This is a genomic window from Desulfovibrio sp., from assembly GCF_035644575.1.
In the GTDB taxonomy this organism is placed as follows: Bacteria; Desulfobacterota; Desulfovibrionia; order Desulfovibrionales; family Desulfovibrionaceae; genus Desulfovibrio.
Genome location: NZ_DASQOG010000006.1, coordinates 1 through 12,769 on the forward strand (window position 1 = coordinate 1; position 12,769 = coordinate 12,769).

Here is a 12,769-nt window from a genome sequence, read left to right on the forward strand (position 1 = left end):
CATAAAAGCCACAGCAAGCCGCCCACGGCAAGCTGCGCAGACGCAGACAGCCCCCCGGCGAACCGCAAGGGCCCGGCCAGAAGGCTGTCTGATAACTTTGTGTCGCGCAAAGGCAACACCCTGTTTATTCCTGCCCGCCCGCTTTACGCGGTTACGGGGTTAATTCCTGATTTCCCGCATCTTGGGGAGGCTCTTGACCATTTGCAGGGCCATGCGCAACTGGTTGTCGCGCGCGAGCTGCTCGGCGGCATCTTCCTTGCCGTTCTTGGCCTTGGAAGATTTTTTGTCCTTGCCGTTTTCAATATGACGATTCAAATCCTGCTCGCGCACCATAAGGCGGGAGTTATCCTTGTCGTCCGTGCGGGGGGCTTCAAACGGCACTTCCACATCAGGCACAACGCCTTCGGCCTGAATGGAGCTGCCGTTGGGTGTGTAATACAGGGCAACCGTAAGCTTGAGGCCGGAGCCGTCAGAGAGCGGAATAATATTCTGCACGGATCCCTTGCCGAAAGAACGCTCGCCCACAGTGAGGGCGCGCTTCTGGTCGCGCAGGGCGCCAGCCACGATTTCAGAGGCGGAGGCGGAACCGGCGTTGATCAGCACAACCATGGGGGCGTGGATATCGTCGCCCTGCTTTTTGGCTTCGTACACGCGGTCGGTATTGTCGCGCCGTCCCTTGATGGAAACGATGACGCCCTTGTCGAGGAACGTGTCAGAAACGCTCACAGCCTGATCAAGCAGCCCGCCGGGGTTGTTGCGCAGATCAAGCACAATGCCCTTGATGCCGCCGGAATTCTTGGTTTCCTTTTCTGCCGCCTTAAGGGCGTCGCGCAGCTCTTCTGTGGTGCGCTCAGAAAAACGCGTGAGGCGAATCCAGTAATACCCGTCCTCGAGCTTCTTGGACTTCACGCTGATAAGCGGAATGGCGTCGCGCACAAGGCGGACAGTCTGCGGGGCCTTGGCATCGCTGTGCAGGATGGCAAGCTCCACCTCCGTGCCCTTGGGGCCACGAATGCGGGAAACAACTTCCTGCAACGAGAGTTCCTGCGCGGGCTGCCCGTTGATGGACAGAATAATATCGCCAGACTTGAGCCCGGCCCGGTAGGCCGGGGTGTCCTCAATGGGAGTCACCACCGTAACCTGACCGTTTTCCATAGAAATTTCTATGCCAATACCAAAGAATTCGCCGGAGGTGGTCTCCTGCATTTCTTTGTATTCTTCGGCGTTCATAAAGGTGGAGTGCGGGTCAAGGCCCTGAAGCATGCCCTTGACCGCGCCATTGATGAGGTCGCCCTGCGTCACATCACGCACGTAATAACGCTCCACCAGGTCAAGAACCTGGCTGAAGCGCTTGAGCGCATCAAACTTACTGGGGGCTTCCTTGGACGTTTCCTTTTTTTCGGCGCACTGGGGAGTGCCCGGCAGGGCGACCATGCCGCCCACGGCAAGCAGAAGCACAAGAAGGCTAAGACGGACAAGAAGACGCATAACAACGATCTCCACGCGGACGTAATGAACGAAGACAGCGCCGCAAGCCCAAAAAGCCGCAACGCAGGGGGTGCTGCAACCCCAGCCAATGGAGGGGCCGCGCACCAGCCGGATAGTGCCCCTTTTCAAGCTAAATTGCAAATCAAAAAGGCGCGTTTTGCGCCTTGCAGGCCACTCCGCAAAGGTGCGGACGCTCACATTTCCGCAAGCGCCGAAACACTGCCCTGCTCACCATACAACATGCGCCGGAGAAACTGCTGCATCAACATATCAGTTTCCTCCGGCGCATATCGAGCGCATCAAAACATGCCAGACCTTCAGGCAGGAGAGCTATTGCCAGTCTGCCGCAAGCCCGTTCATGCGGATTTTATCCGCAATGTGCAGCCAGGCGCCACACAGGCCGAGTTAGGCTTCGACCTTGAAGAAAGCAGCCGCACCGCCGCCGCACACAGGACACGCGTCGCAGGGGCCTTCGTGGGTATAGCCGCAAACCTTGCACACGTAGTAATCAGTGGCGGGCAGAGCGGCGGGATTTTCCAGAGCCTTTTTGTAAAGCTTGGCGTGGATTTCTTCCACCTGGTTGGCAAAGTCAAAATACTTGGCAACGGCGCTCTGGCCTTCGGCCTGGGCCTGCTTGATCATGTCGGGGTACATGGTGGTGAATTCGTAGGTTTCACCTTCGATGGCCGACTTGAGGTTGGCCATGGTGTCGCCGATCTTGCCAGCATTCTTGAGGTGGGCATGAGCGTGAACGGTTTCAGCAGCCGCAGCAGCGCGGAACAGCTTGGCAACCTGATGCATGCCTTCTTTGTCGGCAGCGGCAGCAAAGGCAAGGTACTTGCGGTTGGCCTGGGATTCTCCGGCAAAGGCCGCCATCAAATTTTCTTGTGTGGTGCTCATTGGTATTCTCCTCGATGAAGTTGTTGTTTTTATCAGGAACAATTACTGATTAAAGAATTCTCACTGCCTTGTAAAGCATTTTTTTGCAAAAAATTATTTTTACAGGCCCGGCCTTTAGCCCTTGATACCGTTGCGCAGAACGCTGTGACAAGCTAAAAGGAACCTATGAACGCCCAAGAAATCATATCCCATTTCGGCATGCGGCCCCACCCCGAAGGGGGGTTTTATCACCGCACATACGAAGCTCCGCAAATTCTTACGGCGGATGAAATGCCCTGTGGTTTTATAGGGCCAAGACCTGTATCTACAGCCATTCTTTTTCTGCTTGAGCAGGGGCAATATTCGCGTTTGCACCGCATCAGGCAGGATGAACTGTGGCATTTCCATCTTGGTGGCCCCTTGCGCCTGGCCTGTATTGATACCCACGGGCAACCGCGCGAAGTGATCCTTGGCCCGAATATTATGGCGGGACAACATGTGCAGTTTACCATTCCCGGCGGGTGCTGGTTTGGTGCAACGCCCGCGCCAGACACCGAATTTGCGCTTGTGGGCTGCACGGTTTCACCGGGCTTTGACATGGAAGACCTGCGCCTGGGCCAGCCGGAAGAGCTGACCCTGCGCTACCCCAATGCAAAAGACTGCATACGCGAATTCTGCCCACCTCTGAACGACGCCCAGCGCGCCGCCTGTAGAAGATGCGGTGACGACGAATGACGCGCTATGCCGTGCCTGATGTTGCGCCGCAACACCCGCACTGCACAGAAATCGTTATCCGCCGCAGCCGCTTTCTGGCCCAGTGCGCCCATACGCCGGATGCGGCAACAGCGCGTGCCTTTGTGGAACAAATTCGACGCCAGCACGCCGATGCAACACACAACTGCTGGGCGTATGCCGCTGGCGCGCCGGGAAATACGGCGCAGATCGGCTCGTCTGACGATGGAGAACCCCACGGCACTGCTGGCAGGCCCATGCTGCAGATTGTGCTGCACAGCGGCATTGGCGAATTGTGCGTGGTGGTGAGCCGCTGGTTTGGCGGCGTCAAGCTTGGCACTGGCGGCCTTGTGCGGGCCTATCAGGACAGTGTGCGCGAAAATCTGGCCGGCCTGCCCGTGCGGCAGCGTGTGCCGGAAACCAGTTTGCAGCTTATTGTTGCCTATGCGCACCTTGATGCCCTGCGCCGCATGCTGCCAACCTACGAAGCCCGCCTTGAAAGTGAAGACTATCAGGCTGAGGCCAGATTGCAACTGCGTTTGCCCGCAGAACACGTGGAGGCCTTTCAGGTTGCGCTGGCGGGCGTGAGCAATGGCGCGGCCCTGTGCACTGAGCTTATGGACGGCGACACCGCCTGAGACAAAATTTATGTGCGTTCAAAGGTCCGCTGGCATATGCCGGTGGGCTTTTTTGTTTTGCATTGCGGACTTTGAACCACACCCGGCCCCCAGAAAAACAGTCAGGGCCGCCGGATTTCTCCAGCGGCCCTGACGGACATTCATTGCACAGGGTGCTTTAGACGCCCTTGGCCTTAAGCTCTTCGAGGAAGCCTTCCGGCACTTCAAAGCCCAGAGCCTGCGCCTTTTTGGCGGATTCTGCCGCATCGGCGTACTGTTCCATTTCAAACTGCGCCAGCGCCAGATTGTTCCAGGCCGGGGCAAAACCGGGCTGCAGCTTGATCACTTCCTTGCAGGCCGTTTCGCAAGCCGCAAAGTCGCCCTTCATATAATAGGCGGTGGAAAGCGCATTCCGGGCCTGCACAAAGTTGGGATCCCACTTGAGGGCCTTGTTCAGGGCCGTGATGGCCTTGTCGGGCTCGCCGCGCTGCAGGTGCACAAAGGCAATGTTGCCCCACGGCACAGGGAACTTGGCGCGGCAGTTGGCGGCTTCCTCATTGTAGCGCAGGCAGCCGTCAAGGTCGCCGCGTTCAAGGCAGATGCCGCCAAGCTGTACGTAGGCTTCCGCCAGATGCGGCGAATTGCGCACCGCGTTCAGCAGGGCTTCTTCAGCAGCCACAAAGTCGCGCTTGGTCAGCAGGGCCAGACCAAGATTGTAGTAATGGGTAGCGCACTGCTCGTTCTGGGCGATTTCCGCCTTCAGATCGGCAATGTATTCATCCAGGTCATCGTAGCGAGCTTTCATGCTATGTGCCCCTCTTTTTTCAAAAGGTCATAGTACCATCGGCAAAAATCAAAAATGCCCATGTACTTTTCGTCCTTATTGACCACGCCAAGGGCGCATTCGGTAGCGCCCTTGCTGTAGGCCTTGCCATACGGCCCTTTTTTGGCCGCATCTTTCAGAAATTCGTTGACCAGCTGCTGCGTGGTGCGCTTGGACACATCTGTCCGCATATCAAGCGGCTCGTTGGGCTTCTGGAAAGGATCCCAGTTTTCATAGCCGATGCGGTCCACAAATTTGCGGCGGCGCGGATTCATGCGCTCATAAATTTCGCGCTTGAGACCTTCCTGCTCATCCGAAAGCTGCTGCGGCGTCCCATCGCGAAAGACGGTGGCGGGAATGCTGCCGTACATCTCAAACTCCTTTCACGCCCGATCAGGCCTCTTCTTTCTTGGCCGGGCCAATACCCAGATAGGCCTCATCGTAGCGGGTTAGCAGAGCCATGGACAAAGGCACATACACGTCATGCAGTTCTTTAAAGCGGCTCTGCACGGTTGTGGCCACATCCCTGCTCAGGTCTTCAAGCCTGTTCTGGATCTTGTCCATATGGATGGTTGGGTATGGCTTGCCCTTTTCAAAGGCGGAAAAACCGCACACATGCCCCTGCCCGGCAATGGCCGTGGGCACGCCGTACACGCGGCAGGTAATGGGGCGGGCGTGGTACAGCAGGCATTCGTTATTATCGTCCAGCAGGGGGCAGCGCAGCTTGATCTGAGCCGCGCGTTCCATGATGGCCTCGGGGCTTTCGCCGTCTTTTTCCGCCCGGTACAGCTCGCGCTTGATGCGCGTGGCGCGGCGGTCCAGATCAGAGGCGCGCTCAAGAATGGCGGAGCGCTGCGGCCCGTAACCAAAGGCGGCCTCAAAAGCCTTGTTGATGTACATGGCTTCAACAAGGGAAAGATCAAAAAGCGCGTGGCAACAATCGCTACAGCCTTCCTTGCAGACTACGCACTGGGGAAAGGCCCCGCGCACCCTGCCGAAAAGGTCGTCAACTTCGGCCCGCAATGTTTCATAGCGGGTAAAAATAGAGCTCAGATCAGGGATCATGGTTATCCTGCGGTAGTGCGGAAGACATGAGGGAGAACAGGCGATTTCATACAGAAATCGCCCTGGCGGCTGCGTGAGCAGACGTCCGCCACAGAGGCGTGAGCGCGGTTTGTATGCGCTGATAAGCGCCTTAGCGGGCGTCTTGAAACTTTAAGAATGCACATTCTCAAAGTCAGGATGCTCTGGCGGCAAAGCGGCCTGTACCTTATGAAAATGCCGCCTGGCGCGTGCGCGCCGGGCGGCACAATGAAAACTCGGCAGAATCAGCAAGGGAATGCCGCTTGGGCACCCCTGCAATTCCTAGTTTTCTTCAACGGTGATAGCGCTGACTTCGCAAACTTCCACACAGGATTCACAGCCCAGGCATTCTTCGGCGTTCACGGCTTCGGACTTGCCGTCCTTGATTTCGTAAACTTCAACGGGGCACACGTCCACGCATTCGCCACAGCCCACGCACTTGTCAACGTCAACATTAACATTATAACCCATGGTGTCCTCCAAATTTGCATTGACTTGCTTGATTTTTCAAGCGGCTAAATTCCGCTTGTGCAATGGATAGCTTTAGGCATCCACCCTGTCAAGTGTCGGCTGGAAAATAGCCAACCGTGCAACAACTACAGGAATATCAAGCCCCGCCCCAGTGCAGGCGGAAAAGTTTTTTTAAAAATATTTTGCCTCAACAACTGGTTACAAAACGCCTACGAGCCTTAAGGCACAAGACGCGCGTAATAGCCTTTACCGTTGCGCACAACCTGCAACAAAACCTGTCCGGACATGCGCTCTCTTCTGAAAGCCTGTAAAAAATCTTCCATGGTTCTGGTTTCGGCAGCGCCCACCGCTGTTATGTGGTCGCCCTGGCGCAAAAAAGATGCCGGGCCGTCTGCCCTGGCCTGACGCACCACCACTCCCTGCGCTGTTTGCGCTGCGCTGAATCCCCAGCGGCGCTCCAACAGGGCGCGGGCCTCCGCATCGCCAAAAGGTTCGGGGGTGGCCTCGATCTTCAATGCCCCGCCCTCGCGCAGCAGTTGCAGCCGCAAGGGAGTTCCGGCTGTCTGGTTGCGCAAAATATCCAGATAATCGCGCCTGTCTCGCACAGGTGAAGAATTTATGGTTTCAAGTATGTCTCCGGGCGCTATGCCCACCTTGGCAGCCGGAGAACCGGGAAACACCTCCGTTACCAGCACACCGCCGGCATCCTTGAGGCCCAGGGCCATGGCAGTGCGTCCGTCCACATCCTGCAAATCTAGCCCCAGCCAGAGCGGGGCCACGCGGCCTGCGCTCATGAGGTCATGCATGACGCGGCGGGCCTTGTTGATGGGGATGGCAAAGCCAATGCCCTCTGCTCGTGCATCCACGGCAGTGTTGATGCCTATGAGCACCCCTTCGATGTTCAGCAGCGGGCCGCCGCTGTTGCCGGGGTTAATTGCCGCGTCAGTCTGCACAAGGTCGGTGAACGCGCCGTCCTTGTTGCGGATAGTGCGCCCAAGCGCAGAAACCACGCCCGTGGTGACGGTGTGGTTGAAACCAAAGGGATTGCCGATGGCGATGACGGTTTCGCCGGGCATTATGTCGCTCGAATCGCCAAGCTTTACGGCAGGCAGCTTTGACGCTCCCTTGATCTGGAGCACGGCAATGTCAAAATCCGGGTCGGCCCCTTTGACAGCGGCTGGAAATTCCCTGCCATCCAGCAGGTGCACCATGACTTCGTCCCCGCCCGCGATAACATGTGCGTTGGTGAGCACAAGGCCTTTTTCTCCGTCAACAATTACGCCGGAGCCAAGGCTGACCCGTTTTTGCCGCACCTTGCGCCCGCCGGGCATGTCAAAACCCGGCAAACCGGGAAAACCCGGGCCGAAAAACTGCTCAAGGGGCGAAAGCCGCTGCCCTTCAACAATATGTGTGCTCGTTATGTTCACAACCGCCGGGGCAACAGCCTGCACGGCGCGCACCACAGGGGTCATGCGGGGGCTGTCTGCCGCTACGGCTCCAGCCCGGGAAGGCGTGCACAGCAGCAGCGCCGCCGCCAGCATCAAAAAAAACAGGCGCAGGGCAAAACTCCCCTCAACTGCCGCCGCTTCGACCCGCCCGGGACGAGAACGCCCACGGCAAGGCAGATTTTTTTGTATATAGATGGGTCTGGTTTTCATATAAATTCCTTACCTCGTCGCAAACATAAGCACGTTGACGCGATCGTAAAGGCCCCAAACCGGATTTACTCCGCACAGCGGCGAGGCGTCCTGTCTTGCACACACACCTCGTTAAGGATAAATAAGCGGCATGAAAACCACTCAATCCGACCTGTTGGAACTGATTTTGCCCGGCCTGCGCATTGCGCCCCTGCTTCAGAAAGACCTGGACGATGCCCAGGCCCATCTGGATGACCTCACCAAGCCGCAAGGCAGCCTTGGTCGCCTTGAAGACCTCGCCCAGAGGCTCTACGCCATGAGCGGCGGGCAAACGCCCATCAGCGTCAGCCCAGCCATCATGCTTACGGTTGCTGGCGACCACGGCGTTGCCGACCAGGGCGTTTCGCCTTTTCCCAAGGCCGTGACGCGCCAGATGGTGCAAAACTTTTTCAACAACGGCGCGGCGGTGAATGTTCTGAGCAAGACCTCGGGCATGGATCTGCGCGTGGTGGACGCGGGCTGCGATGGCGGCCCCTATGAGCCGCACGCCATCCTCATTGAGCGCCGCCTCGGCGATGGCACCGCAGACATGAGCCAGGGCCCGGCCATGAGCCGCGAAACCTGCCTCAAAGGGCTGCGCATGGGCGTGGAGCTGGCGCACCAGCTTGCGGATAACGGCTACCGCTGCCTCGGCGTGGGCGAAATGGGCATTGCCAACAGCACGGCAGGGACGGCCCTGTACTGCGCACTGCTGCACTTTGACCCCGAACAGATGACCGGCCCCGGCGCTGGCGCAGACCCCGACATGGTGCGCCACAAGACCGAAATCGTGCGCCGCGCGCTGGCGGTCAATGCTTCCATGCTGGAAGATGAGGACCCCATCAATATTCTGGCCGCGTTGGGCGGATTTGAAATTGTTCTCATGGCCGGGCTGATGCTTGGCGCTGCCTCGCGCCGCCTGCCCGTGCTGGTCGACGGCTTTATATGCAGCGCGGCCTATGTGGCGGCCCTGCACATCTGCCCCCAGCTTGCCGACTACGCCGTGCTTTCCCACGCCTCGGCTGAGCCGGGGCATGTACGTGCGCTCTCCAAGCTGACCGGCGGCGAAACCCGCAACAATCCCTTGCTGCACCTGAGCATGCGCCTTGGCGAAGGCACCGGCGGCGCTGTGGCCTATCACCTGCTACGTTGCGCTGCCTCCGTGTACAACGACATGGCGACTTTCAGCTCCGCAGGCGTGGCGGGCAAAACATGCTGAACCAGCTTGCGCCGGAACAGTCTTCCGCATCTGCCCTGCTGCGGCTGGAGGATGTCTCACGGGTGTTTGACATCCGGCGGGGGCTGTTCGGCGAAAAGCGCTCTTTGGTTGCCGTAGACGGCGTTAGCCTGAGCCTCGCCAAGGGCGCAAGCCTTGGTCTGGTGGGCGAATCCGGCTGCGGCAAATCCACCCTCGGACGTCTGGCCTGCGGTTTGCTGGCTCCTTCTCAAGGGCAGGTGCTGCTTGATGGTCGCTCCCTGCCCCCCGCCGGGGCGGACAGTTGGGCCGCCGGGCGCATTCAGATGATCTTTCAGGATCCTTTTTCGTCCCTCAATCCCCGGCTCACGGTGGGTAGTTCTGTGGCGGAGCCGCTGGCGGCGCGCGGTGTCTCCCGCGAGGAACGCCATGCCCAGGCCGAGGCCATGCTGGCTACTGTGGGGCTTGAAGGTATGGGCCGCCGCTATCCGCACGAATTTTCCGGCGGGCAGCGGCAGCGCATTGCCGTGGCGCGGGCGCTCATCACCCGGCCAGATGTGGTTGTGTGCGACGAGCCAGTTTCCGCGCTTGACGCCTCGGTGCAGGCGCAAGCGCTCAACCTCCTGCGCGAGGTGCAGGAACAGTTCGGGCCAGCCTATCTTTTCATTTCGCACGATCTGGCGGTGGTGGGCTTTTTGTGCCGCCGCATATTGGTCATGTATCTGGGCCAGATTGTGGAAGAAGGCCCCACAGATGCCATATTTGACGGTGCGGCGCACCCCTATACGCAGGCGCTCATGGCTGCCATGCCCACCGGGAGCCGCCGGGGCGAACCCATTGCCGCGCTTGAAGGCGAACTGCCAAGCCCCTTGGCTCCGCCCTCCGGATGCCGCTTTCACCCGCGTTGCCCCAAGGCCACGGATGTTTGCCGTCAGGAAGCGCCGCAGTGGAAAGAGCTGGGTGATGGGTGGCGTGTGAGGTGTTGGAAGGCGTAGGTTTGAATTTGTGCGGCGGGCGATGCTCCTTTGGTTCTTGCTGCCCTGCGGGCACGGCGTTTTCGCCATCCGGCGAAGTTGGGACGCCTGTGCGGCGCGCAGCAAGGCGGGGCCGGTTATGGGGCTTCGCCCCCTTCTCGGCCCCCCTTGCATCCCCCCCGCAGCACCCCCTAAGAAAGATTTTCAACTTCCATAAAATGGCGAGGGCAACGCGTCTTATGCTGCGGGAGCTTCCCTCACTCGCTGCGCTCGTTCAGGTGATCTCCCTCCGCGCCGCGTAAATGCCAGAGTCCGCTTCCGCTTCGATCAAACTCCGTTTCAGCCAATAGCCACGCTCAGAATTAGTCATTGAAAAACTACCCGTAACTGAAACATGGCTGCGATCCTCACCACGCTCCCGCTCACCCTGTTGTCACCCGCACTTCCCCCCTACCCAGCCGAAATTAATAGGCACTTGTGGCAGGCAACTAGTTCGACATCGAACCACAAGGCAACTCAGCAGCACCTGAAGCAATATTTTCCTTATCCATGACTCTCGCTGACCCTTTACACAACAAAAATCTAACCCGACCCACGGGCTTTTGCCTTCTCGCTTGCTGCCTTTATGTCTTTCCTTACGCCCGTCATCAGAAGCTGGTCGTGGCGTCACCTTCCTTAGACTCGCCGGAGCAACGCGGAGGCGATGGCTGGTGTTGAGTGAATTTGCAAAATACGAATTTTTCTGGCCTGACAAGGAAAAATCCTGCTTTTGAGCGCAGCGTACTCATGTACGTGAGCATCAAAAACAGGATTTTAACACAGTCAGGCTGTAAAAGTCGGGTTTGCGTAAATGCGCTCGACAGGCTCACCCCGCCACCAAACTCTCCCTGCCTTTGCTTTTCTTACCGTTCAAAATAGGTGTACCCGCGCAAACCGTCTTCAAAAACCTGCATAATGGCAAACCGGTCGCTGGCCGAAATCCGCCCCTGCCGCACAGCCTGCTCCGCCGTGCTGCGCAGATCTTCCAAAATGCGGCGCGGCTCATATTCCACATAGCTCAGAATATCAGCCACAGTGTCACCCCTGATTTCACGCACATACTCATAATTGCCGTCATCCCGCACCCTGATGGAAACAACGTTGGTGTCGCCCATGAGGTTATGCAGATCGCCCAGGGTTTCCTGATACGCGCCCACCAGAAACACGCCAAGGTAGTATTCCTCGCCGTCCCGCAAGGGGTGCAGATCAAGGGTGGGCTTCATGCCCTGCGGGTCGATAAAATGGTCAATCCGGCCATCAGAATCGCAGGTAATGTCAGAGATAATGCCTTGCCGTGCGGGAAATTCCTTGAGCCGATGCACGGGCATAACCGGGAACAGCTGGTCAATGGCCCAGGAGTCAGGCAAGGACTGGAACACGCTGAAGTTGCCGTAATAGATATCGGCAAGGCTCACGTCGATGTCCGCAAGATCGCGGGGTATCGTCTTGAGCCGGGTTTTTTCCTGAGCAATGCGCATGATGATGGCCCAGAAAAACCGCTCGGCCAATGTGCGCTGACGCAGATTCACCCGCCCGGTGGAGAACAGCTGACGCATCTCGTCCCGGTAGTAAATGGCGTCGTTATAGCACTCCTGCAAATTGCGCAGGGTGATGTTGGCAAGGGTTTCGCGCAGGTTCAGCACCGGCTCCGGCGTGCCTTCGGGCAGGGTGTCGGGCAGCTGCACTTCTTCCACCATGCTCACATCAAGCACGTTAAAGAGCAGCACGGAATAATAGGCCACCGTTGCGCGGCCGGATTCCGTAATGATGTGCGGATGTGGAATCTTCTGCTCATCAAGAATGCTCATGATGGCTTCAACAATGTCGGCGCTGTATTCGTCGAGCGTATAGTTGCGCGACGAAACATAGTTGGTGTGCGAACCGTCATAGTCCACAGCCAGACCGCCGCCAAGGTCAAGGTAGCCCATGGGGGCGCCTTCCTGCACCAGCCCCACGTAAAGACGCGCGCCTTCCATGACTCCGGTACGGATGTCGCGGATATTGGAAACCTGCGACCCGAGGTGGTAGTGCAGCAGCTTGAAGCAATCAAGCATGCCGTTGGCCTTGAGCGTATCCACCACGTCCACGATCTGCGCTGGCGAAAGGCCAAAGGTGGAGCGTTCGCCGCCGGAATCCGTCCAGTGGCCGCTGGCCTTTACGGCCAGCTTGGCGCGCACGCCGATGTTGGGCCGCACGCCGAGAGCCTTGCTGCGCTCAAGCACAACTTCCAGCTCGCTGGGCATTTCGAGAACAAAGAGCACGTTAAAGCCAAGGCGCAGAGCCTGAAGGCCAAGGTCGATGAATTCTTCGTCCTTGTAGCCGTTGCAGACAATGCAGGCCTCGCGGTCGCGCATGAGCGACACGGCGGCAATGAGTTCCGCCTTGGAGCCGACCTCCAGGCCGTGATGGTAGGTGGAGCCGAACTGGGCTATTTTTTCCACAACCTGCTGCTGCTGGTTGACCTTGATGGGAAAAACGCCACGGTACGAACCCGTATAATTCAGATTTTTGATAGCCTTGCGGAATGATTCGTGGATATTGGCAATGCGCGAATCCAGAATGTTTTCCACGCGCAACAGCACGGGCATATCATACCCGCGCTCTTTCAGCCCGGCGATAACTTCCGGTATCGAAACCTGCGGCCCCTTGGGCCCCTGCGGACAAATCACAACTTCGCCCGCATCCGACACGTCAAAATACCCGGCACCCCAATTACGGATGCCGTACAGTTCGATGGAATCCTCCACCCGCCACTGCTGCAATGCGCGGTTTTTTGCCAATTCCTGCTCCTG

General features: G+C 58.3%; 12 protein-coding genes. 4 read left to right on the forward strand and 8 right to left on the reverse strand.

Annotation, left to right across the window (positions count from 1 at the left end; genetic code table 11):
* Window positions 1-159: 159 nt before the first annotated feature.
* Together VEZ52_RS00120 and VEZ52_RS00125 are read right to left on the reverse strand one after the other, a co-directional pair.
* Window positions 160-1,488: a S41 family peptidase gene (locus VEZ52_RS00120; protein WP_324835008.1), complete on the reverse strand. Its 1,329-nt coding sequence runs from the start codon at window positions 1,486-1,488 to the stop codon at window positions 160-162.
* 405 nt (window positions 1,489-1,893) lie between these two features.
* Window positions 1,894-2,388: a rubrerythrin family protein gene (locus tag VEZ52_RS00125; protein WP_324835009.1), complete on the reverse strand. Its 495-nt coding sequence runs from the start codon at window positions 2,386-2,388 to the stop codon at window positions 1,894-1,896.
* 165 nt (window positions 2,389-2,553) lie between these two features.
* On the opposite strand from VEZ52_RS00125, the gene VEZ52_RS00130 reads away from it, so the two are divergent.
* Both VEZ52_RS00130 and VEZ52_RS00135 read left to right on the forward strand, forming a co-directional pair.
* A complete protein-coding gene (locus VEZ52_RS00130; RefSeq protein WP_324835010.1) occupies window positions 2,554-3,102 on the forward strand; it encodes a cupin domain-containing protein in 549 nt (182 codons plus the stop codon).
* Window positions 3,099-3,737 (forward strand): YigZ family protein, encoded by a 639-nt coding sequence (locus VEZ52_RS00135; protein ID WP_324835011.1) that lies wholly within the window; start codon window positions 3,099-3,101, stop codon window positions 3,735-3,737. The genes VEZ52_RS00130 and VEZ52_RS00135 overlap by 4 nt, the downstream gene beginning before the upstream one ends.
* Window positions 3,738-3,894: 157 nt before the next feature.
* Here the strand turns inward: VEZ52_RS00135 and VEZ52_RS00140 are convergent, their stop codons facing one another.
* The 5 genes from VEZ52_RS00140 to VEZ52_RS00160 all read right to left on the reverse strand — a co-directional run bounded on the left by VEZ52_RS00140 (window position 3,895) and on the right by VEZ52_RS00160 (window position 7,751).
* Window positions 3,895-4,521 (reverse strand): tetratricopeptide repeat protein, encoded by a 627-nt coding sequence (locus VEZ52_RS00140; RefSeq protein ID WP_298996315.1) that lies wholly within the window; start codon window positions 4,519-4,521, stop codon window positions 3,895-3,897.
* The gene (locus VEZ52_RS00145) at window positions 4,518-4,910 is read right to left on the reverse strand and encodes a hypothetical protein (RefSeq protein ID WP_192112517.1); all 393 of its coding nucleotides are present in this window, start codon (window positions 4,908-4,910) and stop codon (window positions 4,518-4,520) included. The genes VEZ52_RS00140 and VEZ52_RS00145 overlap by 4 nt, the downstream gene beginning before the upstream one ends.
* A gap of 22 nt (window positions 4,911-4,932) precedes the next feature.
* Window positions 4,933-5,604: a hypothetical protein gene (locus tag VEZ52_RS00150; RefSeq protein ID WP_022658066.1), complete on the reverse strand. Its 672-nt coding sequence runs from the start codon at window positions 5,602-5,604 to the stop codon at window positions 4,933-4,935.
* 300 nt (window positions 5,605-5,904) lie between these two features.
* Complete coding sequence (locus VEZ52_RS00155; protein ID WP_022658065.1) at window positions 5,905-6,093, reverse strand: ferredoxin; 189 nt, start codon at window positions 6,091-6,093, stop codon at window positions 5,905-5,907.
* Window positions 6,094-6,311: 218 nt separating this feature from the next.
* A complete protein-coding gene (locus VEZ52_RS00160; RefSeq protein WP_324835012.1) occupies window positions 6,312-7,751 on the reverse strand; it encodes a trypsin-like peptidase domain-containing protein in 1,440 nt (479 codons plus the stop codon).
* Window positions 7,752-7,881: 130 nt separating this feature from the next.
* Between VEZ52_RS00160 and cobT the strand changes: the two genes are divergently transcribed.
* Together cobT and VEZ52_RS00170 are read left to right on the forward strand one after the other, a co-directional pair.
* The gene (gene cobT, locus VEZ52_RS00165) at window positions 7,882-8,988 is read left to right on the forward strand and encodes a nicotinate-nucleotide--dimethylbenzimidazole phosphoribosyltransferase (protein WP_324835013.1); all 1,107 of its coding nucleotides are present in this window, start codon (window positions 7,882-7,884) and stop codon (window positions 8,986-8,988) included.
* A complete protein-coding gene (locus VEZ52_RS00170) occupies window positions 8,982-9,959 on the forward strand; it encodes an oligopeptide/dipeptide ABC transporter ATP-binding protein (protein WP_324835014.1) in 978 nt (325 codons plus the stop codon). The genes cobT and VEZ52_RS00170 overlap by 7 nt, the downstream gene beginning before the upstream one ends.
* An 881-nt stretch (window positions 9,960-10,840) precedes the next feature.
* Here the strand turns inward: VEZ52_RS00170 and speA are convergent.
* A complete protein-coding gene (speA, locus tag VEZ52_RS00175) occupies window positions 10,841-12,757 on the reverse strand; it encodes a biosynthetic arginine decarboxylase (RefSeq protein WP_324835015.1) in 1,917 nt (638 codons plus the stop codon).
* Between the last annotated feature and the right edge of the window lie 12 nt (window positions 12,758-12,769).